We start from the raw sequence: 22,402 nt of genomic DNA, 5'->3' as shown, positions 1-22,402 counted from the left end.
CATAGGAGAACGTTCTATTTTTTTAAACTAAAAATGAATGAGTATTCATTCAAAAAAACAAGGAGGGTTTGCTAGTGGCTTACCAAATTAGAAAAGCGGCTGTACTCGGTTCAGGTGTTATGGGTTCGGGAATTGCAGCGCACCTTGCAAATATAGGAATTCCTGTATTATTGCTTGATATTGTTCCTCGTGAATTGTCAAAAGAAGAACAGGCAAAAGGATTTACTATGGAAGATAGTGTGGTCCGTAATCGACTTGCAACCGGCTCTATTCAGAAGTTACTTAAACAGAAACCAGCTCCATTAACAGCTAAAAAAAATCTTCAACTAATCACACCAGGAAATCTGGAAGATGATTTGGATAAATTAAAAGACATCGACTGGATTATCGAAGTTATTGTCGAAAACCTGGATGTAAAAAAATCATTATATGAAAAAATTGATAGCGTTAGAAAAGATGGCACCATTATTTCTTCAAATACATCGGGTATTAGCATTAATGCGATGGTCGAAGGGCGTTCGGAGGATTTCGGCAAACATTTCCTAGGAACTCACTTTTTCAATCCACCACGTTATTTGAAGCTGTTAGAAATCATTCCTGCGACAACGACTGCTCCAGAAGTTGTCGAATTCATGACGGCATTTGGGGAAAATCGTTTAGGAAAAGGTGTAGTTATTGCAAAAGATACACCAAACTTTATCGCTAACCGAATCGGTACATATGGTCTATTGGTTACGTTACGTGAAATGATGGCACGTGGCTATTCAATAGGAGAAGTTGACTCGGTAACGGGTCCACTAATTGGTCGTCCAAAATCAGCAACATTCCGTACACTTGATGTTGTTGGACTAGATACGTTCATGCATGTTTCCAAAAATGTCCATGATCAAACTTCAGGAGAAGAGCAAAAGGTTTTTGAAGCGCCTGAATTTATGACGAAAATGGTGCAAAATGGCTGGTTAGGAGCAAAGTCGGGACAGGGCTTCTTCTTGAAAAAAGACAAAGAGATTTTAGAACTTGATCCAGAGACGCTTGAATACCGCATAGCCGGTAAATTGAAAACGCCTTCACAAGAACTCGCGAAACAGCAAAAAGGTCTTGCAGCTAAAATGAAGACGCTTGTGTATGCAGAAGACCGCACCGGTGAATTGCTTTGGAGCATACTTGCTCCGACACTTTTGTATTCGGCTGAGTTAACTGGAGAAATCGCTGATGATATTGTTGCCATTGACAATGCCATGAAATGGGGCTTCGGCTGGCAACAAGGACCATTTGAAATTTGGGATGCCATTGGTGTTGAAAAATCAGTCCATAAAATGAAAGAACAAGGCCACACTATTCCAGCATTTGCACAAGCTTTACTAGACAGTGGAAACGAAACTTTCTATAAAGAAGAAAATAACGATGTGTACTTCTTTGATGGCACAACTTACCAGCCTGTCCCGGTAAATGAGAAAGTAATCGATTTAAAGCGCTATAAGAAAAAACACGGCGTTATCAAATCGAATTCGGGTGCTAGTTTGATTGATCTAGGTGATGGGATTGCGTTATTAGAGTTCCATTCACGTTCAAATGCGATTGGCTTAGATATTATGCAAATGATTAATTTCGCGGTCGACGAGGTCGAGAAAAACTTCAAAGGACTGGTCATTGGGAACCAAGGCAAAAACTTCTGTGTCGGTGCCAACCTCGGCATGATCTTGATGGAAGCACAAGATGATAATATGTTCGAACTCGATTTCACGATTAAAACGTTCCAAAATGCCATGATGAAACTCAAATACAGTAACAAACCGGTAGTAGCAGCACCATTTGGTATGTCTCTAGGCGGTGGTGCAGAAGTAACCTTGCCGGCCGCACACATTCAAGCTTCAATGGAAACGTATCTGGGTCTTGTCGAAGTGGGCGTGGGATTAATTCCTGGCGGCGGCGGAAACAAAGAACTTTATATGAAACAATTAAAAGGCTTACCGAATGGTGTAACAGTCGATTATCAAAACATCGCAACGAAAGTATTCGAATCAATAGCTATGGCAAAAGTTTCGACTTCAGCAGAAGAAGCACGTGAAAATAACTTCTTAAACTTTGTAGATGGTATTAGCGCCAATAGTGACCATTTAATTTACGATGCCAAACAGGCTGCTCTGTCATTATATGAAAATGGCTATCAAGCACCTTTACGTGAAAAAGTGCCTGTTCCCGGTGAACCTGGCTATGCAACGCTACTTTTAGGTGCAGAAGGTATGTTTATATCCGGCTATATTAGCGAACACGATTTAAAAATCGCTAAAAAGCTAGCATTTGTTCTAGCAGGCGGCAAAGTTCCATACGGCACAAAAGTAGATGAACAATATTTGCTTGATCTTGAGCGCCAAGCGTTCTTAAGCCTAGTCGCAGAACCGAAAACCCAGCAACGTATGCAACATATGCTGGTCAAAGGAAAACCATTACGTAATTAATCGTTGAGGATAAAAGGAGGAAATACACATGCGTGAAGCAGTAATCGTGGCCAGTGCTCGAACACCGGTCGGAAAAGCGACAAAAGGTTCTTTAGCGACTGTGCGACCGGATGATTTCGGTGCTTTAGTTGTCAGAGAAACGCTACAGCGAGCTGGTGGCTATGACGGGCCGATCGATGATTTAATCATGGGTTGCGCCATGCCAGAAGCAGAACAAGGCATGAACATCGCGCGTAACATCGGAGCACTTGCAGGATTGCCCGATACGGTTTCAGCCGTAACCGTTAACCGCTTTTGTTCATCAGGTCTTCAGTCGGTTGCCTACGCAGCAGAACGGATTATGGTCGGTTCAGCCGAAGCCATTATTGCAGGCGGTGTCGAATCAATGAGTATGGTACCGATGATGGGTAACGTCATTCGTCCCAATTCAAAACTAGCTGAAACAGCACCTCAATATTACATGAGCATGGGCCATACAGCAGAACAAGTTGCGACCAAATACGGTGTGAGCCGTGAAGACCAAGATGCCTTTGCAGTTCGCTCTCATGAAAAGGCAGCAGCAGCTATTGCAGCTGGAAACTTTGATGATGAAATCGTCCCTGTTGAAGTAACAAAACCTTATGTTGACGAAAACAATAAATACCAAGAAAAAACGTCTATGTTCGAAATGGACGAAGGTGTTCGTCACGGAACCAATTCGGATGGACTCGGAAAATTGCGCCCTGCTTTCTCAGCACGCGGCTCCGTGACAGCTGGGAACTCCTCACAAACGTCTGATGGTGCAGGCGCATTGCTCGTGATGGACCGCGAAAAAGCAGAAGCACTTGGACTCAAACCAATTGCTAAATTCCGTTCATTCGCAACAGGCGGTGTCCCACCAGAAATCATGGGAATTGGCCCAATCGTGGCTATTCCAAAAGCTTTGAAATTGGCAGGCTTAACAATTGATGACATTGATGTATGGGAACTAAATGAAGCATTCGCTTCTCAATCACTTGGTGTTATTCGTCACTTAGGTCTTGATATCGACAAAGTCAACTTTAACGGAGGTGCCATCGCTCTCGGACATCCGCTAGGTGCAACAGGTTCTATTTTAACCATTCGCATGATGAGTGAATTAAAACGCCAAGGCAAACAATTCGGTGTTGTAACCATGTGTATCGGCGGAGGAATGGGCGCAGCAGGCGTCTTTGAAATGCTGTAGAGAATAGGCGTAGGGTAATAGTCGCTTCGGCCGCTTTGGGCATGGCTCCCGCCATGAGCCGAGAAAAGCACTCGTCTCATAGCTTCGCCTAGCCCGTGGACGCGCCTAAGCTATTAGCTGTCTGTCGAAAAGATATTAAAACTCGATACCTATCAAAAGAAGAGAAAGTTCGCCATTAAAATTTAAAAGAATGAGCGGAAGGCGGCGACTCCTTGGGGATCAGGCCGAGATGAAGACCCTGGACTGAGCAAAGCGAGGGAAGCGGCTTCAGCCGGCCCCCCAGGAAAGCGTCCGCTTGAAGCGAATTCTTCAACCTATAACACTATAAGCAAGTAAAAACTAGGAGGAATTCATCATGGAACAAGAAAAAACATTGATCAAAGGCGGAAGCTTTTTAATCGAAGATGCAGACCTGTCGCGTGTGTTTACGCCGGAAGATTTTACTGAAGAGCAAAAAATGATCGCTAAATCAACAGAAGATTACGTCAACACTGAAGTAATGCCAGTTGTTGAAAAGTTAGAAAACCATGAATTTGAGCATTCGGTTCGTCTTTTAAAAACAGCAGGTGAGCTTGGCCTTCTAGGTGCTGATGTTCCTGAACAATACGGCGGTCTGGGATTAGACAAAATTGCTTCGGCCCTAATTGCTGAAAAAATGTCCAAAGCAGGTGGTTTCTCAATTACTCACGGAGCCCACGTAGGAATTGGTTCATTGCCAATCGTTCTTTTTGGTAACGAAGAGCAAAAACAAAGCTATTTGCCACGTCTAGCAACTGGCGAAATGATTGCAGCTTACGCATTAACAGAACCAAGTTCAGGGTCTGATGCATTGGGTGCGAAAACAGTAGCGAAATTAAATGAAGCGGGTACTCATTACGTCTTGAATGGTGAAAAACAATGGATCACCAATGCTGGATTTGCGGATGTCTTTGTTGTATATGCAAAAATTGACGGAGACAAATTCTCTGCGTTTATCGTTGAACGTGAATTCCCAGGTGTTTCTGTTGGACCTGAAGAAAAGAAAATGGGTATCAAATCGTCTTCAACTCGGACGTTAATTCTTGAAGACGCTGAAGTTCCTGTGGAAAATCTTTTGGGCGAAGCAGGACGTGGCCATATTATCGCGTTTAACATTTTGAACATTGGTCGTTATAAATTAGGAGTAGGGACAATTGGTGCCTCGAAACGTGCAATGGAATTGACAATTCCGTATACGAACCAACGCCAGCAGTTTAAAACACCGATTTCGTCTTTCAACTTGACGCGCGAAAAATTAGCAACAATGGCTTCTAAATTGTATGCAGTTGAAAGTTCTGTTTACCGTACTGTTGGCCTTTTTGAAGACCGAATGAGCGGGTTTACAGACGAGCAACAAGCAGACGGCAAGCTAGTGGCAGATTCAATTGCTGAATTTGCGGTAGAATGTTCGTTAAATAAGTTTTTCGGTACAGAAACGTTAGATTATATCGTCGATGAAGGCGTTCAATTGCATGGTGGTTACGGCTTTATGCAAGAATATGAAATTGAGCGCATTTACCGCGATTCACGCATTAACCGTATTTTCGAAGGCACCAACGAAATCAACCGGTTACTCGTACCAGGTACATTGTTGCGTAAAGCAATGAAAGGTGAATTGCCGTTATTGCAACACGCTCAAAAGTTACAAGAAGAGCTGTTAATGATGATGCCTGAAGAAGTAGGGACAGATGCATTAGACCAAGAAAAATACTTGGTGAAAAACGCGAAGAAAATTGCATTGCTCGCAGCGGGACTAGCGGCACAAACATACGGCACAAAACTAGAGGCCGAACAAGAAGTGCTAGTGAACATTGCCGATATCGTCAGCAACGTCTTTGCGATGGAATCTGTCGTGTTGCGTACTGAAAAAGCAATTGCCGCTTCAGGTGAAGAAAAAGCAAAACAAAAACTGTTGTATACACAAATTTATTGTCAAGAAGCGTTTGATCAGATCGAGCGAGATGCGAAAGAAACATTGATCGCGGCTATCGAAGGCGATAATCAACGCATGATGCTTTCAGCGTTGCGCAAATTAACGCGTTCAACTCCTTATAACGTTATTGCGAAAAAACGTGAAGCTGCTGTTAAGCTAATTGACGTAGAGAAATACGTCGTGTAAGAAGTTTTATGAAACAGGCAACTCCGTTAATTTGGGGGTTGCCTGTTTTTATTCATCGACCACAAGGCTTCTCTTTGGTAAGCTTAGAAAAAAGGGAGGTTTTAAGGTGATTACTTATTACGCATATCCAAAATGCATGACTTGCCGTAAAGGAAAAAGTTGGCTAGAACAAAACAAAGTGGAATTCAATGAAATACACATTGCGGAAAACCCACCAACTAAAGAACAATTAGCTCAAATGTATCAAGCGAGTGGTTTAGAATTGAAGAAGTTTTTTAATACGAGTGGTTTGGTTTATCGCTCACTTAGTTTAAAAGATAAGTTATCGACTATGAGCGAAGACCAGCAATTGGAACTACTTGCTTCTGATGGCATGTTGATCAAGCGTCCCTTGGCTTGGGATGGCAAAAAAGTGACACTTGGCTTTAAAGAAGCAGATTATCAAAATAGCTGGTTGTAAGCGAGTAGCACCATCTTGTATTTCGTGGCTGTTTATGTCAAACTGAATGTGAATGAACTACATAATTTGGAGGGGTCAAGATGAGCACACCAGCAGAACTTCGTTATTCAAAAGAACATGAATGGGTTAAAACCGAAGATGGCAATGCACGTATCGGTATCACTCATTTCGCACAAGCGGAACTAGGGGATATCGTTTTTGTTGAACTTCCACAAGTTGGAGACGAGCTAAAAAAAGATCAGCCTTTCGGCAGTGTTGAATCCGTTAAAACGGTTTCAGAATTGTATGCGCCAATTAGCGGAAAAGTAATCGAGGTTAACTCTGAACTTGAAGATAGCCCAGAATTTGTGAACGAGTCTCCTTACGAGCAGGCTTGGATGGTTGTAATCGAAGCCCCTTCTGAAGAAGAAGTTAATGCATTGATGACAGCAGACGAATACAAAGAAATGACCAACGAGTAATTACTGAAAAGCGCCTATCTTGGCGCTTTTTTTTATGACCGATAAGTGTTGTCAGCAGTTCGCATAAGTCATGGAAATGGACGTCAGCCTGTTCTATTGGTATTTTAAAACTAGATAAGTTGGTAAAAGAAACCGACTTTTCTATACTGCTTTGGGCTCAGCAAAGGAACGGGTTGCATAATCCACATCCTGTGGGCTCGAAAGCACTGCTGTTTTACGGAATATCAACAAGTGGAAATCATTAGTTCGACTTATATAAAGAGCTTTATCGCAATAAAACAAAAGTTTTCTTTTACCACTAAGTCTTAGAACTTTTCTTATTTTATATTTGATGGGGTGAGTGTTATGGGAAAGGTGATTGTTGTCGAAGGACTCAGTGATAAGTCGAGGATTACACCACTCATTGCAGAACCCGTGACCATTCTTTGTACAAATGGTACAGTAAGTGCATCGAGACTGGAAGAGTTACTATTACCGTACGAAGGTCAGGATATGATCATACTAGTAGATGCAGACTCTTCAGGAGAAAAACTGAGAAAACTCGTCAAGCGTGAATTTCCTGAAGCTCGTCATTTTTACATTAACCGAAATTATAAAGAAGTTGCAGCAACACCACTCCGGATATTGATGGATGTGCTCATCACAGCGAATATCCAGGTAAATAAGCTATTAACAGAGGGATGAAGAAAATGAATGAATGGACGCACAAAGAATGGATCAAAGAAAAGAATACGAATAAATCAACGGCTTATTATTTGTACGCGCCAATGTGTGGAACTTGCCAGGTTGCGTCTAAGATGCTATCAGTCGTCACCGAATTGTTACCGGATCTTCCAATGGGCAAAGCAAATTTAAATTACGTTCAAGAAATAGCGGATCTCTACGAAGTGGAGAGTGTACCGTGCTTACTTATAACAGAAGGTGGCAAACTAAAAGAGAAAATCTATGCTTTTCAATCAGTGCCATACTTGTATAGTAAGTTAAAACCTGTTGACGAATACAGTCGGTCATGGTAAATTAGTCTTCTGATAAAAAAACCAATTGCTTGTCTGAAATCTAGACAACAAGCGAAGAGTCAAATAGAATACAGTCCTTAAGTTTTCCGAAAATTTTATATCAAAACTCTTATTACGAGTGGTGGAGGGAAGTGCCCTATGAAGCCCGGCAACCGTCATGAAAATGAAATGGTGCCAAATCACACAAAGCGAAAGCTTTGGACGATGAGAGATTGGTTTCCGTATACTATACGTTTGCCCTTCTGCTCAGTTATGCGCGGAAGGGTTTTTTATTTTTAAGATTTAGGAGTGTTGGAAGAATGATTGAGTTAAAGCAAGTGACAAAAAAATTCGATACAGGCAAGGCAATTTTAACAGCTGTGGATCAAGTGGACTTATCCATTTCTGATGGAGAGATATTCGGTATTATTGGTTATAGTGGAGCAGGTAAAAGTACCTTAATCCGATTGTTGAATGGGTTAGAAAAGCCAACGTCAGGAACTGTAGAGATTAATGGACAAATTATCACAGCGATTAAAGGCGGAGAATTACGCAAGGCACGTCAGAAAGTCAGTATGATTTTCCAACATTTTAATCTACTATGGTCTCGTACAGTGAGAGAAAATATTGAATTTCCGCTAGAAATTGCCGGAGTGGCAAAAGCACAACGCGGAAATCGTGTACAGGAGTTAATTGAATTAGTCGGATTGACGGGTCGTGAAAACGCCTATCCTTCTGAGCTATCAGGAGGACAAAAACAACGCGTCGGTATTGCCCGGGCATTAGCAAATGACCCAGAAGTCTTGTTGTGTGACGAAGCGACATCAGCACTCGATCCAGAAACAACAGATGCCATTCTTGACTTGTTAGTAGACATCAATAAGCGATTGGGATTGACAATTGTATTGATTACTCATGAAATGCACGTCATCCGGAAAATTTGCCACCGTGTGGCTGTAATGGAAGGCGGACGAGTTGTAGAACTTGGCGACGTTTTACATGTATTCCAATCACCGAAAGAGGCAATCACGAAACGCTTTGTTGCGCAAGTAGCCGACAGTGGAGATTCACAGGAAACCATCAAAAACCTGCGGGAATTATACCCAACTGGCGAATTGGTGAAATTGGTTTTTGTTGGCGATCAAACCGAACAACCCATTTTAACTAAATTGATTCGCAGTCATGCCGTGGAAGTGAATATTGTTCAAGGCAATATCTCGCATACGCAGCGTGGCGCATACGGCACCTTAATCTTACAGCTTAAAGGGTCTCAAGCAGAAATTGAAGAAGCACTGGTATTTCTTCGCTCAGAAGATATTCAAGCGGAGGTGATGGACAATGATTGAATCATTATTTCCAAACGTAAAGTGGGACAGCATGTGGGAAGCTACTCTTGAAACACTTTACATGACCGCATTATCAACTGTATTTACATTTGTTATTGGTTTAGCACTTGGTATTATCTTGTTCTTAACAGCACCGAAACAATTGTGGGCAAACAAACTCGTTAATTGGCTGACTGGCGCATTCGTCAATATTTTCCGGTCAATTCCTTTTATCATCTTGATCATTTTATTGATTCCTGTCACTTTGTTCTTGATGGGATCGATTCGCGGACCGAATGCGGCTTTACCGGCATTAATCATTGGTTCAGCTCCATTTTATGCACGAATGGTGCTAATTGCGCTAAAAGAAATTGATAAAGGTGTGATCGAGGCGGCTCGTTCAATGGGTGCAACAACCGGCACCATCATTTGGAAAGTTTTATTGCCGGAATCAAAACCGGCATTGATATCCGGCATTACGGTCACGGCGATTGCATTGGTCGGCTATACAGCAATGGCCGGCATTATCGGCGCAGGTGGTCTTGGTACACTTGCTTTCCTCGACGGCTTTCAACGCAGTCGTGAAGACGTTACATTGATGGCAACAATCTTAATCTTAATCATTGTCTTTATCATTCAATACATTGGTGATTGGGTCACGATAAAAGCAGACAAACGGTAAAAACGGATTTTCCGTTCTATAAAACAACACATAAGGGAGAGATTGAGATGAAGAAATTTGTAGTAGGAACAGCGTTAACGGCATTAGTACTCGCAGGATGTGGAAACGGTGGAGCAAGTGAAGAAGAGTCTAAGACATTACGCATAGGCGCTTCTAACGTACCGCATGCTGAAATTTTAGAACAAGCGAAGCCCCTTTTAGAAGAGCAAGGAATTGAACTTGAAGTTGAAACGTATCAAGACTATATTTTGCCAAACAAAGATTTAGAGTCTGGTGAAATTGATGCCAACTATTTCCAAACTATTCCTTACTTAGAAACTCAAATAGCTGATAATGGTTATGAGTTTGAAAATGCTGGAGGGATTCACATTGAACCAATCGGTGTTTATTCACAAAAATATGCTTCTCTTGATGAACTACCACAGGATGCAACCATTTTGATGAGCAACTCGGTATCGGAGCAGGGTCGTATTTTATCGCTGCTTGAGGTAGAAGGCTTAATCACATTGGCAGAAGGTGTAGATAAAACATCGGCTGAAGTGAGTGATATTGTTGATAATCCGAAAAATTTACAGCTTGAGCCAGACTATGAAGCAGCTTTACTTGTTCAATTATATGAATCAGGTGAGGGAGATGCAGTCTTGATCAACTCTAACTATGCAATTGATGCTGGCATCAGTCCTCTAGAAGATTCAATTGCAATAGAATCATCTGATTCGCCATACGTAAATATTATTACCGTGCGTGCAGGTGATGAAGATAACGACAATGTGAAAGCTTTAGTTGAAGTATTACAATCCCAGGAAATCCAAGACTTTATTTTAGAAGAATGGGGCGGCTCAGTAGTACCGGTAGATTGAATAAAAAAGGAGCTGTCTCATAAGCCCCAAAAATAAAACAGACGGAGAAAAAGATTTTCTTTTTCTCCGTCTGTTTTTGATTGGTTGGAGAGGATCCTGAAAGTGGCTGGCGAATGCTAGTTACTTTATGGAATGAGAAAGTCGAATCGTGGCTCTTTTTCATCCCTGAGCGCATACGGGTAATTCTCTTCGCTGCCACCTGCGACCGCGATGACCGTCTTTGGCATGGGCAGGCTGGAAACCGCTAGTTTTCAGGTGCGGAATAAAACAGTGTGTATCTGTTGGACGCTGGTGCATCGAATAATAATGAACGGTTTTTTGTATCCTTTTTTGTTCCAGAACGGCTGATGGGAATGGAGACGGTGACTCCTGCGGGAAACAGCACATGGTGAAGACGGTGTAGCCGGCTGAGGCCGTGCCCACGGAAAGCGCCCGTCGGAATGGACATCAGCCATTTCTCATGACTTTTGGGACAGCCCCCCTTTTATTATTTTCAAAATAATAAAAATATTGCGCGTTTTCTTGTATGCCTTACATTCACGAGTGGTTTGTGCTATTTTTGAATAATAAAAAAGAAGCATTTGTTCATATGAGGGGGACAGGTTCATGAAGTTCAATTTTGGTTTATTGCCTCGAATAGTGGTGGCAATCGTTCTAGGGGTGCTAATTGGTTTGATAGCACCAGAAAAATTAGTGAGAGTATTTGCGACGTTTACAACGATTTTCGGTAACTTTTTAAACTTTGTTGTGCCGCTAATCATTCTTGGGTTCATTGCACCGGGAATTGCCAAACTAGGGAAAGGTTCTGGTAAGTTATTGGGGGTGGCTACAGTTGTTGCATACGCTTCCACCATTGCGGCAGGAATCTTAGCATTCTTCGTGGCGACGACAGTTCTACCTAACTTTATGAAAGCGGGTTCTTTAAGCAGTATGGAAGATCCAGAGCATGCTTTAGCGACTTCGTTTATCGCACTCGATATGGCACCTGTTTTTGGTGTTATGTCCGCATTGATCTTGGCTTTTTTACTAGGTATTGGTATGGCTTCTACAGGAAGCAAAACAATGGTATCGTTTTTTGATGAATTTCAGGCAATTATTGAAAAAACAATTTCTTACATTATTATTCCGCTATTACCGTTTCATATTTTTGGTATATTTGCCAATATGGCGTATGGCGGAGCGGTATTTGAAATTTTGTCGTTGTTTGCCGTCGTCTTTGTGATGATTATCATACTTCACTGGACAATGCTGTTGCTGCAATATTCGGCAGCCGGTGCATTAAAAGGAAAGAATCCATTATCAATTTTAAAAACGATGATGCCTGCTTATTTTACAGCACTTGGAACGCAGTCTTCTGCAGCAACCATCCCCGTCACATTGCGTCAAGCACGCAAGTCAGGAGCTAACGAACGCGTAGCAGACTTTACCGTTCCGTTGTTTGCAACTATCCATTTATCAGGCAGTACTATTACATTAGTGTCCTGTGCAATCGGCGTATTATTACTAACAGGTGGAGCGCCGACATTTAGCAGCTTCTTTCCATTCATTTTAATGTTGGGTGTTACGATGATTGCAGCACCAGGCGTACCAGGTGGAGCTGTTATGGCAGCGATTGGTTTGCTGCAAAGTATGCTAGGATTTGATGCAACAATGGTCGCATTAATGATCGCACTTTATATGGCGCAAGATAGCTTTGGTACTGCAGCAAATGTTACTGGAGATGGTGCTTTAGCACACATCGTCGACCGTTTCACAAATGGTCAAAAGAGTTTGCAATAGTCGATCGATTCGAACAATTATGGCTATTTTGAAAGGTCTATTCTATTGATAATTTCTGTGCTATTATAGCGAAGATATTACACAATAGGGGGAAACACCATGAAGAAATTATGGGCAATTGGTTTGTTGGCGGCAGTATTATTGGCTGGCTGTGGAGAAGAACAATCAGCGGAGTCAACTGAAGCTACTACCGGTTCAGAAGATAGCAAAGATGTTAAGAAAGACATGATGAGATTTTATCTGACCATTTCAAATACGATCAATGCAGTTGATGTAGATCTGAACACATTTGAAAAAATGAAAGCAGAAGACCTATTACCAGAAGGTGAAGAGCTGAAAGCGATGACAGACGCAGCGATTGTTTCTGCTAAAGATTCAGCTGCTGCTATTGAGACCTTGGAAATTCCAGCAGTATTAGAAAATCAAAAAGAACAAATTGAAACAGCATTCACAGCTATTCGTGAGTCCTATGAAATAAAAGCGGAAGAACTAACGAAAGATGCATCTTTTGAAGCAGCTGACGAAAAGTTCACCGAAGCAGATACGATGTTAAATGAATTACTAACAGAGCAAGGGTTAGCCGGTTCTAGTATTCAGAACGAAGTTTCACAATAAGTAGAAAGCCCTTTGACAACTAAATGTCAGAGGGCTTTTTGATGAAGTTATGTATAAGGCAAAAGATCTGTTTTCAGATTAGTTTGATTATTTTAGTGTTTATTTGCTCTTTTATCGGGTATACTGTAAAAGGTAAGCGTTAAATCAACAGATTGAAAGGAATGGTTCATTATTGAATCGAACGGCATTGAGAAGACCGATAAAATGGAGCATGCATTTAGAAATGCGCATGGCTTCGGAATTGACGAATATCAAAATGACCCGGACAAAATTCTCGAAGTAGAACAACGTCGTGAGCAAGATTATCAGCTAGGCCAAAAAGTAGCCAGTCAGATCGAGCGGCAGGTTCATCGAGACTAAGCAGAGCATATAACAACATGAAGCCAGTATCTTCGGATGCTGGCTTTTTTAATGATATAATTTCTCAATTAGGATTCTTTTATTGAAAATATGAAGGTGTGACAGTTGTCACACTAGGCTTTTACAAATAAGTGATAAATGCAGCAATCTAAATTGTTTTATCGTCATTTTTTTAGTAGTTTAATGATTTGCTAGTAAGGTGAATATGAGTTAAGATTAGAATGATACTAATTAAGAATGGTTCGCCATTCAACATTAACTTTATGGAGGTATTTACATGTCAACTTTGGTCATTAAAGATTTACACGTTAAAATCGAAGACAAAGAGATTTTAAAGGGTGTAGACTTAACAATTAATACAGGTGAAATTCACGCAATTATGGGGCCTAACGGTACGGGCAAATCTACTTTAGCATCTGCTATTATGGGTCATCCTAAATATGAAGTAACTCAAGGAACAATTACACTTGACGGTGAAGACGTTCTAGAGATGGAAGTTGACGAACGCGCTCGTGCAGGTCTTTTCCTAGGAATGCAATACCCAAGCGAAATTTCTGGCGTAACAAACGCTGACTTTATGCGTTCTGCAATGAACGCTCGTCGCGAAGAAGGATCTGAAATTTCATTGATGAAATTTATTCGTGAACTAGACAGCAAAATGGAAGTTTTGGATATGGAACAAGAAATGGCGCAACGTTACTTGAACGAAGGTTTTTCAGGCGGAGAAAAGAAACGTAATGAAATTTTACAACTTATGATGATCAAACCTAAAATCGCTGTTCTAGACGAAATTGACTCTGGACTTGATATTGATGCATTAAAAGTTGTTTCAGATGGCATTAACCAAATGAGAAGCGAAAATTTTGGTTGCCTGATTATCACTCACTATCAGCGTCTACTAAACTACATTACGCCTGATCATGTTCACGTTATGATGCAAGGCCGCGTCGTTAAATCAGGCGGAGAAGAACTTTCTCTTAAACTCGAGTCTGAAGGATATGACTGGATCAAAGCTGAACTTGGCATTGAAGACGAGACTGTAGGACAAGCATAATTGAAGGGAGAGACTAGCATGACGGTTGAAACAAATTTAAAAATGACCGAGCAGGATGTGCGCTCTTTTTCAGAAATGAATGGTGAACCTTCATGGTTTACTGAGCTTCGTCTTCGTTCGTTTGGGGAAGCGCAAAGCTTGCCATTGCCAAAACCAGATAAAACAAAAATTCTTAGCTGGAACTTTACAGATTTCCCGGTACACACGGTTGAAAGTGCAAAGTTCGATTCACTTGAAGATTTAACAGAAGATGTTAAAGCTATCGTAGATTTAGAGCAAAAAAACCTTTATATCCAACACAACAATACACCTGCATTTTCACGTGTTTCTGATGAACTTGCGGCACAAGGTGTTATTTTGACGGATATTTTTACAGCTCTACGTGAACATGGCGATTTGGTTAAGAAATACTTTATGACTAAAGGCGTGAAAACGGACGAGCACAAATTGACAGCGTTAAATGCTGCATTGATGAACGGCGGAGCATTCCTTTATGTTCCGAAAAACGTTGTTGTAGAAGAACCTGTACAGGTAGTTTTCTATCATGATGATGCAGAAGCGTCATTGTTTAACCACGTTATCGTTGTTGCGGATACAAGCAGTAAAGTAACTTATGTGGAAAACTATTACTCAACAGTTTCACACGCGAATGGCTTGGCAAACATCGTGTCAGAAGTTTTTGCTGAAGATAACGCACAAATTACGTACGGCGCTGTAGACACGCTAGCAGAAGGCTTTATTACGTATGTAAACCGTCGCGGTGTTGTAGCACGTGATGCACGTATTGAATGGGCTTTAGGCATGATGAATGATAGCGATACAATTTCTGAAAACACAACGCACTTGATCGGCGATAATTCTTTTGGCGATACCAAAAGTGTAGTCGTTGGACGAGGAGCGCAAAAACAAAACTTTACAACTCAAGTTGTTCATTGGGGCAAAGATTCAGAAGGCTTTATTCTGAAGCATGGCGTTATGAAAGACTCATCTTCTGCTATCTTTAACGGCATTGGTAAAATCGAACACGGTGCGACAAGATCTAACGCAGTACAGGAATCACGCGTATTGATGTTAAGTGAAAAAGCACGTGGCGATGCTAACCCGATTCTGTTAATCGACGAAGACGATGTAACAGCAGGACATGCGGCATCAGTTGGACGCGTAGATCCGCTTCAATTGTATTACTTGATGAGCCGCGGTATTACAAAACAGGAAGCTGAACGTCTTGTTATTCACGGTTTCTTGGCACCGGTTGTCCGTGTATTGCCAATCGAAGGCGTTAAAAAGCAATTGACGGAGGTTATCGAAAGGAAAGTCCGCTAATGATCAACCAAGAGATAAAAAGCTATTTTCCAATACTCAACCAAGAAATAAATGGTCACCCACTGATTTATCTGGATAGTGCTGCTACTTCACAAAAGCCGATTCAAGTAATTGAAGCATTAAAAAATTATTATGAATTGGATAATGCCAACGTGCACCGAGGCGTTCACACACTCGGGAATCGCGCAACCGAACACTATGAAGGCGCACGCGAAAAAGTCCGGAAATTCATCAACGCTAATTCGATGGAAGAAATTATTTTCCTGCGAGGAACGACAACTGCCATGAACCTCATTGCGCAAAGCTACGGAAGAGCCAATGTCCAAGAAGGCGATGAAATTGTCATTACTTATATGGAACACCATTCTAATATTATTCCATGGCAGCAATTGGCTAAAGAACGCGGCGCCATTTTAAAATACGTTGAACTTGAAAAAGATGGCACGATTTCCTTGGAGCAGGTCCGTGCAGTTGTAACAGAGCGAACTAAAATCGTTTCGATGGTTTATGTTTCGAATGTTCTCGGCACGATGAATCCAGTGAAAGAAGTTGCACAGATTGCTCATGAAAATGGTGCAGTAATGGTTGTTGATGGTGCTCAAGCAGCGCCGCATTTGAAAATAGATGTTCAGCAACTTGACTGTGATTTCTTTGCATTTTCGGGTCATAAAATGTGTGGCCCTACTGGAATTGGCGTTCTTTACGGCAAGAAAGAGTTATTAAATAATATGGAACCTGTCGAATTTGGTGGAGAAATGATCGATTTCGTGGGGTTATACGATTCGACATGGAAAGAGTTGCCTTGGAAATTTGAAGGCGGTACACCCATTATTGCAGGTGCTGTTGGACTAGGTGCGGCAATCGATTTTCTCAATGAAATCGGCTTAGATGAAATTGAAAAGCATGAACATCAAATGGCTGCTTACGCAATGGAAAAAATGAGCTTGATTGAAGGATTGGCTATTTACGGTCCAACTGATCCACAAAAACGGGCAGGGATTGTCACATTCAATCTGAATGATGTTCACCCACATGATGTTGCAACTGTTCTTGACATGAGCGGCATTGCGGTGCGCGCTGGTCATCACTGTGCGCAACCTTTAATGAAATGGCTGGAAGTTTCAGCTACAGCACGCGCGAGCTTCTACTTATACAATAGCGAGTCAGATGTTGACCGTTTAGTAGAAGGCCTGCGTTCGGCAAAGGAGTATTTCAACGATGTCTTCTAATAATTTAGATCAATTATACCGACGTGTTATTATGGACCATTATAAAACGCCCCGCAACAAAGGGACGCTTGAAAATGATAGCGTTAGTATTGAAATGAACAATCCGACCTGTGGAGATCGCATCCAATTGACTTTGCAGGTCGAAGACGGCATTGTCAAAGATGCGAAGTTTGACGGTGAAGGATGTTCGATTTCAATGGCTTCTGCTTCAATGATGACGCAAGCTGTCAAAGGGCAAGAAATTGATACGGCATTAAAACTTTCCAGCATTTTTTCAGATATGATGCTTGGCAAAGAGTACGATGATTCGATTGATCTTGGTGACATTGAAGCATTGCAAGGCGTCTCTCAGTTTCCAGCCCGTATCAAATGTGCGACTTTGGCATGGAAAGCCATGGAAAAAGGCGTGCAAAACGAAGAAAAATCGTAATATAGAACGGAGGAACGACGATGGCGAAAAAAATGCCGGAAATCGGTGATTATAAATATGGGTTCCACGACAAAGATGTATCAGTTTTTAGATCTAAACGTGGCCTGACTGAAGATATTGTAAGAGAAATTTCAAAAATTAAAGATGAGCCAGAATGGATGTTAAAATCCCGTCTGAAAGCATTAAAATTGTTCTATTCAATGCCAATGCCACAATGGGGCGGCGATTTAGGTTCACTAAACTTTGATGAAATTACGTATTACGTAAAACCATCAGAAGCGAGCCAAACTTCATGGGATGAAGTTCCTGAAGAAATCAAACGCACATTCGATAAGTTAGGTATTCCAGAAGCAGAGCAAAAGTATTTGGCTGGTGTTTCGGCTCAGTACGAATCTGAAGTTGTTTACCATAACATGAAAGTTGAATTGGAAGACATGGGGATTATCTTTAAAGATACCGGTTCTGCTCTTCGTGAAAACGAAGACCTTTTCAAAGAATATTGGCAGTCAGTAATTCCAGCAGCAGATAATAAGTTTGCAGCGTTGAATACGGCAGTTTGGTCTGGTGGATCATTTATTTACGTGCCAAAAGGCATTAAAGTAGAATCTCCACTTCAAGCTTATTTCCGTATCAACTCGGAAAACATGGGCCAATTTGAGCGTACATTAATTATCGTTGATGAAGGCGCAAGCGTTCATTATGTAGAGGGCTGTACAGCTCCTGTTTACACAACGAATTCACTTCACTCTGCTGTTGTTGAAATTATTGTGAAAAAAGATGCTTATTGCCGTTATACGACAATTCAAAACTGGGCAAATAATGTCTTTAACCTTGTAACAAAGCGTGCATTTGTTGACGCGAACGGAACAATGGAATGGATTGATGGCAACATCGGTTCGAAATTGACAATGAAATACCCAGCTATTTACTTGAAAGGTGAAGGCGCACGCGGCATGACTTTGTCGATCGCAATCGCTGGTAAAGGACAGCATCAAGACGCTGGAGCGAAAATGATTCACTTGGCTCCAAATACATCTTCATCAATTGTTTCGAAATCAATTTCAAAACAAGGCGGGAAAGTTTCGTATCGCGGAATCGTTCATTTTGGACGTAAAGCGGACGGCGCACGTTCAAACATTGAATGTGATACGTTAATTATGGACAATCAGTCAACTTCTGATACAATTCCATACAACGAAATCTTAAACGATAACGTTTCTTTGGAGCACGAAGCGAAAGTTTCAAAAGTATCTGAAGAGCAATTGTTCTACTTGATGAGCCGTGGTGTTTCTGAACAAGAAGCAACAGAAATGATCGTAATGGGCTTTATCGAACCATTCACGAAAGAACTTCCAATGGAATATGCGGTAGAAATGAACCGTTTAATCAAGTTCGAAATGGAAGGCTCGATCGGTTAATAGACGAATAACTAACGGGCTGTCCCAAAAGGTCATGAAATATGACTTTTGGTGACAGTCTTTTTGTGTTTTGTAAGATTTAATTGCTTCCTATGCTATTCGGTGGAATTAAAATACTTCTAACTAGACGGCTATCTTAGTAACCTAAAATAATATTTTCTCCCTAAACTCTCAATTGATCTAAAGAAACTCCCTTTAAAAAAGACGTTCTATTTTTTCTATGCTATCATAAAATAATAACCAGAAATGGAGGCGGGACGATGATTTATGTAGGTTTGACGGGGTGGGGAGATCATCCAGATGTCTATAGCCCTGGCTCAAAGAAAACAGATAAATTGATCGATTACAGTGCTCATTTTCCAATTGTAGAATTGGATTCCTCCTTTTATGCAGTTCAGCCGGAAAAAAATATTCGAAAGTGGATGGAAGAAACGCCAGAGTCGTTTCAGTTTGTAGTAAAAGCTTATCAAGGAATGACAGGACATCTGCGTGGAGAAAATCCATTTGACTCACGCGATGACATGTTTGAAGCGTTTAGAAAATCCATTCGCCCATTAAAAGAAGCTGGGAAACTGGCAATGGTACTGCTTCAGTTTCCGCCGTGGTTTGATTGCCAAAAAGACAATGTCGATCAACTTCGAGAGATTACCGGGCGTTTAAAAGAATTTGATCTGGCAATCGAATTTCGTCATCAATCCTGGTATGCCAATGGGATGAGTGAAAAAACCGTGGACTTCTTACGGGATAATCAGTTGATTCACACAGTGTGTGACGAACCGCAGGCAGGAGATGGCTCAATTCCACTGGTTCCAATTTCTTCAAGAACAGACAAAGTGCTACTTCGTATTCACGGTCGCAATGTTCATGGCTGGCTAAATCCAGGGCATGGACAAAACTGGCGGGAAGTTCGTTATCTCTATGATTATAATAAAGAAGAACTGGGCGAGATCAGTCGTGCTGTAAATCTATTGGCGCAAACAGCAGAAACGATCTACGTGATTTTTAATAATAACTCAGGAGGCCATGCAGCAGGTGACGCTAAAGAGTTCCAGAATATGAATGATTTATCATTTGACGGACTTTCACCAAAGCAAATGGATTTATTTGAAGGAGGATTTTAATGGTTTTCATCGTTATGGCACTTGTCGGAGTGGCTTCTGGCATAGTGGGTGCATTGATAGGGCTTGGTGGTGGCGTTATACTGGTTCCAGCTTTACTTTTTCTAGGCACCAGTTTTGCATTTTTTCCGGACCTTTCGCCTCAGAAAATTGTTGGCTTATCAGTCATCATGATGATTTTCACAGGCTTGTCTTCAACTTTAGCTTATATGAAAGTTCGAACAGTCGATTATAAAAGCGGACTTATTTTCTTTGCAGGAAGTGCACCCGGTACAATCATTGGTGCTTTTGTTAATAAAAACTTGGATTTGCCGTCATTCAATCTGTATTTCGGAATTCTTCTCGTTTTTCTATCGTTGCTTTTACTGTTGCGCGACCGGCTCAAATCGGTTCGCTGGTTCGTGGACAACGGTCGTAAAACAACGTTTATAGACAATCAAAATAAAGAATATATTTATGGCTATCCAATTTGGTTTGCCTTGTTATTAACTTTTTTTGTTGGAGTGGCTTCAGGGTTGTTCGGTATCGGTGGTGGCTCAATTATCGTGCCTGCGATGATTTTATTGTTCTTATTCCCACCACATGTAGCCATTGGGACGTCTATGTTTATGGTGTTTTTATCAGCACTTGTCAACTCCGTTACCCATATCTCATTAGGAAACGTGCCATGGATTTATACGCTAGCCGTTGTTCCAGGTGCATACATGGGTGCGAAAATAGGTGCGAAGTTAAACAAGCGCCTGAATTCGGAAATGCTGGTGACCATTTTGCGTATTGTCCTTTTGATTCTCGGGTTGCGATCGATTTACGAAGGAATATTTAGTTCTTAAAGAGGTGTTTTCATGAGTGAAACTATTCATATTTATCATACGAATGATTTGCATAGCCATTTTACAAATTGGCCACAGATTAAATCGTTTTTAGCTGAACGAAAAAGATGGCACGAAGAAGAAGGCGACGTCTGTCTTATTTTAGATATTGGTGACCATGTTGATCGTTCGCATCCTTATACAGAAGGCACAGCAGGCAAAGGCAATGTGCAATTGCTAAACGAAGCGCAATACGATGCTGTGACGATTGGCAATAACGAAGGCATTACACTGTCAAAAGAAGAGCTTGCTGATTTGTATGTTCAAGCCGATTTTAAAGTGGTGGTGTCAAATTTATTTGATTTGCGTGGCAATCGACCTCAATGGGCTAAGCCCTATCATATTATCCGTACAACAAACGGAACACGGATTGGATTAGTAGGTGCAACCGCAGAGTTTACACCTTTTTATCATAAACTGGGTTGGCGACTTACAGATGCCAAAGAATCTATTATTCAAGCAGTAAAAGAAATTGAAGAACACACGGATTTAATTATTTGCTTATCACATCTTGGCATTAAAGAAGACGAGTTATTGGTGGATCTTTGTCCACAAATCAATATTATTTTGGGGGCACATACGCATCATGTTTTTCATGAAGGCAAATGGCAAGGGAACACTTTGCTAGGTGCTGCAGGAAAATTCGGTTTTTACGTTGGTCATATTGCTGTAGCAGAAGCATTTGAAAAAACCACTGCGCAACTCGTTGAAGTGTCTCGGTTACGCGAAGAACAAGAAGGATTTGATGAACTGCTAATCGAGCAGGGAAAAATACAAATGAACGAGTTAGTTTTTCATAGCGACAAGACGCTAAAAGCAAAGTGGTTTAAAGATTCAGAGCTGGCAACTTTGTTTGGACAAGCGCTGATTGAATTTACAGAAGCCGATTGTGCGTTATTTAATGCCGGAATATTTATGGAAGATATGGCAAAAGGTGCGATGACTCGCTACAACTTTCATCAAATGTTGCCTCATCCAATCAACCCTTGTCTTGTCGAGCTAAGCGGAGCAGAGTTAAAGGAGATTTATTTGCAGTCTTTGAACTCAGAATGGCCACAGCTCGAGTTAAAAGGAATGGGATTCCGCGGCGCGGTATTTGGCAAGATGATTCATTTGAATATGGAAATTATGAATCACCGGTTTTATATCAATGGGCAACTAGCAGTGCACGATCAAACTTACCGGTTGGTTACGTTAGACATGTTAACGTTTGGCTACTTTTTCCCAAGCTTAAAAAGAGCGGCTAAGACATATTTTATGCCAGAGTTTCTGCGTGATGTGTTTAGCGAGTATTTTCATAGCAAAGCCTTGAAGTAGAAGGCCTATTCGGAATATAAACGCAGTTGATTTTATGGTGATTTTGGGCTATGCTAATAAAGAAATATATATTGGTGGGTAGAGGCTGCAGGACTGATCAGTAAGATGCGCGAGTTTGACCGCGTTGAACGCATCTGAAAGGAAGTTTTGCCGAAATCGATTTTCTAGGTCTAAGAAGATGGATTGGGGTCATTCTAAATAAGAATGTCACTGTCATTTGAGCAACAGCTTAAATGGGGAGCTACAGGGTTGTTTGATGTTCTAATGCACAGACGAATTGTAGAAGGCTGACTTTATCCAATTGGAG

Annotated in this window: 21 protein-coding genes and 2 riboswitches; all 21 genes read left to right on the top strand. The window is 41.3% G+C overall.

What is annotated here, in order from left to right:
* Positions 1-74 precede the first annotated feature (74 nt).
* Complete coding sequence (locus QMF37_RS10335) at positions 75-2,459, top strand: 3-hydroxyacyl-CoA dehydrogenase/enoyl-CoA hydratase family protein (RefSeq protein WP_078080242.1); 2,385 nt, start codon at positions 75-77, stop codon at positions 2,457-2,459.
* Positions 2,460-2,487: 28 nt separating this feature from the next.
* Positions 2,488-3,663: an acetyl-CoA C-acetyltransferase gene (locus tag QMF37_RS10330; RefSeq protein ID WP_078080243.1), complete on the top strand. Its 1,176-nt coding sequence runs from the start codon at positions 2,488-2,490 to the stop codon at positions 3,661-3,663.
* Between the two features lie 355 nt (positions 3,664-4,018).
* A complete protein-coding gene (locus tag QMF37_RS10325) occupies positions 4,019-5,800 on the top strand; it encodes an acyl-CoA dehydrogenase family protein (RefSeq protein WP_058385884.1) in 1,782 nt (593 codons plus the stop codon).
* 106 nt (positions 5,801-5,906) lie between these two features.
* Positions 5,907-6,260: an arsenate reductase family protein gene (locus tag QMF37_RS10320; RefSeq protein ID WP_078080244.1), complete on the top strand. Its 354-nt coding sequence runs from the start codon at positions 5,907-5,909 to the stop codon at positions 6,258-6,260.
* Between the two features lie 80 nt (positions 6,261-6,340).
* Complete coding sequence (gene gcvH, locus QMF37_RS10315; RefSeq protein WP_058385883.1) at positions 6,341-6,721, top strand: glycine cleavage system protein GcvH; 381 nt, start codon at positions 6,341-6,343, stop codon at positions 6,719-6,721.
* Between the two features lie 345 nt (positions 6,722-7,066).
* A complete protein-coding gene (locus QMF37_RS10310; RefSeq protein ID WP_071153780.1) occupies positions 7,067-7,405 on the top strand; it encodes a ribonuclease M5 in 339 nt (112 codons plus the stop codon).
* Between the two features lie 5 nt (positions 7,406-7,410).
* Positions 7,411-7,737, top strand: coding sequence for a thioredoxin family protein (locus tag QMF37_RS10305; RefSeq protein ID WP_058385881.1), 327 nt, complete (start codon positions 7,411-7,413; stop codon positions 7,735-7,737).
* 106 nt (positions 7,738-7,843) lie between these two features.
* A riboswitch (SAM riboswitch) is annotated at positions 7,844-7,948 on the top strand.
* Between the two features lie 88 nt (positions 7,949-8,036).
* Positions 8,037-9,062, top strand: coding sequence for a methionine ABC transporter ATP-binding protein (locus tag QMF37_RS10300; protein WP_058385880.1), 1,026 nt, complete (start codon positions 8,037-8,039; stop codon positions 9,060-9,062).
* Positions 9,055-9,723, top strand: a complete 669-nt coding sequence (locus tag QMF37_RS10295; RefSeq protein ID WP_058385879.1) for a methionine ABC transporter permease — start codon at positions 9,055-9,057, stop codon at positions 9,721-9,723. The genes QMF37_RS10300 and QMF37_RS10295 overlap by 8 nt, the downstream gene beginning before the upstream one ends.
* Before the next feature lie 47 nt (positions 9,724-9,770).
* On the top strand, positions 9,771-10,583 hold the full coding sequence (locus tag QMF37_RS10290; protein WP_071153781.1) for a MetQ/NlpA family ABC transporter substrate-binding protein: 813 nt from the start codon (positions 9,771-9,773) through the stop codon (positions 10,581-10,583).
* Positions 10,584-11,189: 606 nt separating this feature from the next.
* Positions 11,190-12,362, top strand: coding sequence for a dicarboxylate/amino acid:cation symporter (locus tag QMF37_RS10285; protein ID WP_071153782.1), 1,173 nt, complete (start codon positions 11,190-11,192; stop codon positions 12,360-12,362).
* A gap of 99 nt (positions 12,363-12,461) precedes the next feature.
* Positions 12,462-12,977 (top strand): hypothetical protein, encoded by a 516-nt coding sequence (locus QMF37_RS10280; RefSeq protein ID WP_071153783.1) that lies wholly within the window; start codon positions 12,462-12,464, stop codon positions 12,975-12,977.
* A 204-nt stretch (positions 12,978-13,181) separates the two neighbouring features.
* A complete protein-coding gene (locus tag QMF37_RS10275) occupies positions 13,182-13,337 on the top strand; it encodes a YuzK family famiily protein (RefSeq protein ID WP_169793157.1) in 156 nt (51 codons plus the stop codon).
* A 271-nt stretch (positions 13,338-13,608) separates the two neighbouring features.
* Positions 13,609-14,391 (top strand): Fe-S cluster assembly ATPase SufC, encoded by a 783-nt coding sequence (gene sufC / locus QMF37_RS10270; RefSeq protein WP_281251063.1) that lies wholly within the window; start codon positions 13,609-13,611, stop codon positions 14,389-14,391.
* 18 nt (positions 14,392-14,409) lie between these two features.
* Positions 14,410-15,714: a Fe-S cluster assembly protein SufD gene (gene sufD / locus QMF37_RS10265; RefSeq protein WP_283478261.1), complete on the top strand. Its 1,305-nt coding sequence runs from the start codon at positions 14,410-14,412 to the stop codon at positions 15,712-15,714.
* Complete coding sequence (locus QMF37_RS10260; protein ID WP_058385873.1) at positions 15,714-16,943, top strand: cysteine desulfurase; 1,230 nt, start codon at positions 15,714-15,716, stop codon at positions 16,941-16,943. Before sufD ends, QMF37_RS10260 begins: the two co-directional genes overlap by 1 nt.
* Positions 16,933-17,373 carry a Fe-S cluster assembly sulfur transfer protein SufU gene (sufU, locus tag QMF37_RS10255; protein WP_058385872.1) on the top strand — a complete coding sequence of 147 codons (441 nt, stop codon included), beginning with the start codon at positions 16,933-16,935 and terminating at the stop codon, positions 17,371-17,373. The genes QMF37_RS10260 and sufU overlap by 11 nt, the downstream gene beginning before the upstream one ends.
* A 20-nt stretch (positions 17,374-17,393) precedes the next feature.
* Positions 17,394-18,791 carry a Fe-S cluster assembly protein SufB gene (sufB, locus tag QMF37_RS10250; protein WP_058385871.1) on the top strand — a complete coding sequence of 466 codons (1,398 nt, stop codon included), beginning with the start codon at positions 17,394-17,396 and terminating at the stop codon, positions 18,789-18,791.
* Between the two features lie 260 nt (positions 18,792-19,051).
* Entirely contained in the window at positions 19,052-19,912 is an 861-nt protein-coding gene (locus QMF37_RS10245; RefSeq protein ID WP_283478257.1) for a DUF72 domain-containing protein, read from the top strand.
* The gene (locus QMF37_RS10240; protein WP_071153786.1) at positions 19,912-20,739 is read left to right on the top strand and encodes a sulfite exporter TauE/SafE family protein; all 828 of its coding nucleotides are present in this window, start codon (positions 19,912-19,914) and stop codon (positions 20,737-20,739) included. The genes QMF37_RS10245 and QMF37_RS10240 overlap by 1 nt, the downstream gene beginning before the upstream one ends.
* Positions 20,740-20,751: 12 nt before the next feature.
* Positions 20,752-22,095: a bifunctional metallophosphatase/5'-nucleotidase gene (locus QMF37_RS10235; RefSeq protein ID WP_283478253.1), complete on the top strand. Its 1,344-nt coding sequence runs from the start codon at positions 20,752-20,754 to the stop codon at positions 22,093-22,095.
* A gap of 71 nt (positions 22,096-22,166) precedes the next feature.
* A riboswitch (Lysine riboswitch) is annotated at positions 22,167-22,347 on the top strand.
* Positions 22,348-22,402: the final 55 nt, after the last annotated feature.

This window comes from Planococcus sp. S3-L1 (genome assembly GCF_030063085.1).
Taxonomy (GTDB): domain Bacteria; phylum Bacillota; class Bacilli; order Bacillales_A; family Planococcaceae; genus Planococcus; species Planococcus kocurii.
This window is presented reverse-complemented; position numbering and strand designations above follow the sequence as displayed.

Bases quoted from the DNA above. Each gene is read 5' to 3' on its own strand.
- QMF37_RS10330 (WP_078080243.1), top strand. From the start codon at position 2,488: ATGCGTGAAGCAGTAATCGTGGCCAGTGCTCGAACACCGGTCGGAAAA.
- QMF37_RS10325 (WP_058385884.1), top strand. From the start codon at position 4,019: ATGGAACAAGAAAAAACATTGATCAAAGGCGGAAGCTTTTTAATCGAA.
- gcvH (WP_058385883.1), top strand. From the start codon at position 6,341: ATGAGCACACCAGCAGAACTTCGTTATTCAAAAGAACATGAATGGGTT.
- QMF37_RS10310 (WP_071153780.1), top strand. From the start codon at position 7,067: ATGGGAAAGGTGATTGTTGTCGAAGGACTCAGTGATAAGTCGAGGATT.
- QMF37_RS10305 (WP_058385881.1), top strand. From the start codon at position 7,411: ATGAATGAATGGACGCACAAAGAATGGATCAAAGAAAAGAATACGAAT.
- QMF37_RS10300 (WP_058385880.1), top strand. From the start codon at position 8,037: ATGATTGAGTTAAAGCAAGTGACAAAAAAATTCGATACAGGCAAGGCA.
- QMF37_RS10295 (WP_058385879.1), top strand. From the start codon at position 9,055: ATGATTGAATCATTATTTCCAAACGTAAAGTGGGACAGCATGTGGGAA.
- QMF37_RS10290 (WP_071153781.1), top strand. From the start codon at position 9,771: ATGAAGAAATTTGTAGTAGGAACAGCGTTAACGGCATTAGTACTCGCA.
- QMF37_RS10285 (WP_071153782.1), top strand. From the start codon at position 11,190: ATGAAGTTCAATTTTGGTTTATTGCCTCGAATAGTGGTGGCAATCGTT.
- QMF37_RS10280 (WP_071153783.1), top strand. From the start codon at position 12,462: ATGAAGAAATTATGGGCAATTGGTTTGTTGGCGGCAGTATTATTGGCT.
- QMF37_RS10275 (WP_169793157.1), top strand. From the start codon at position 13,182: ATGGAGCATGCATTTAGAAATGCGCATGGCTTCGGAATTGACGAATAT.
- sufD (WP_283478261.1), top strand. From the start codon at position 14,410: ATGACGGTTGAAACAAATTTAAAAATGACCGAGCAGGATGTGCGCTCT.
- QMF37_RS10260 (WP_058385873.1), top strand. From the start codon at position 15,714: ATGATCAACCAAGAGATAAAAAGCTATTTTCCAATACTCAACCAAGAA.
- sufU (WP_058385872.1), top strand. From the start codon at position 16,933: ATGTCTTCTAATAATTTAGATCAATTATACCGACGTGTTATTATGGAC.
- sufB (WP_058385871.1), top strand. From the start codon at position 17,394: ATGGCGAAAAAAATGCCGGAAATCGGTGATTATAAATATGGGTTCCAC.
- QMF37_RS10245 (WP_283478257.1), top strand. From the start codon at position 19,052: ATGATTTATGTAGGTTTGACGGGGTGGGGAGATCATCCAGATGTCTAT.
- QMF37_RS10240 (WP_071153786.1), top strand. From the start codon at position 19,912: ATGGTTTTCATCGTTATGGCACTTGTCGGAGTGGCTTCTGGCATAGTG.
- QMF37_RS10235 (WP_283478253.1), top strand. From the start codon at position 20,752: ATGAGTGAAACTATTCATATTTATCATACGAATGATTTGCATAGCCAT.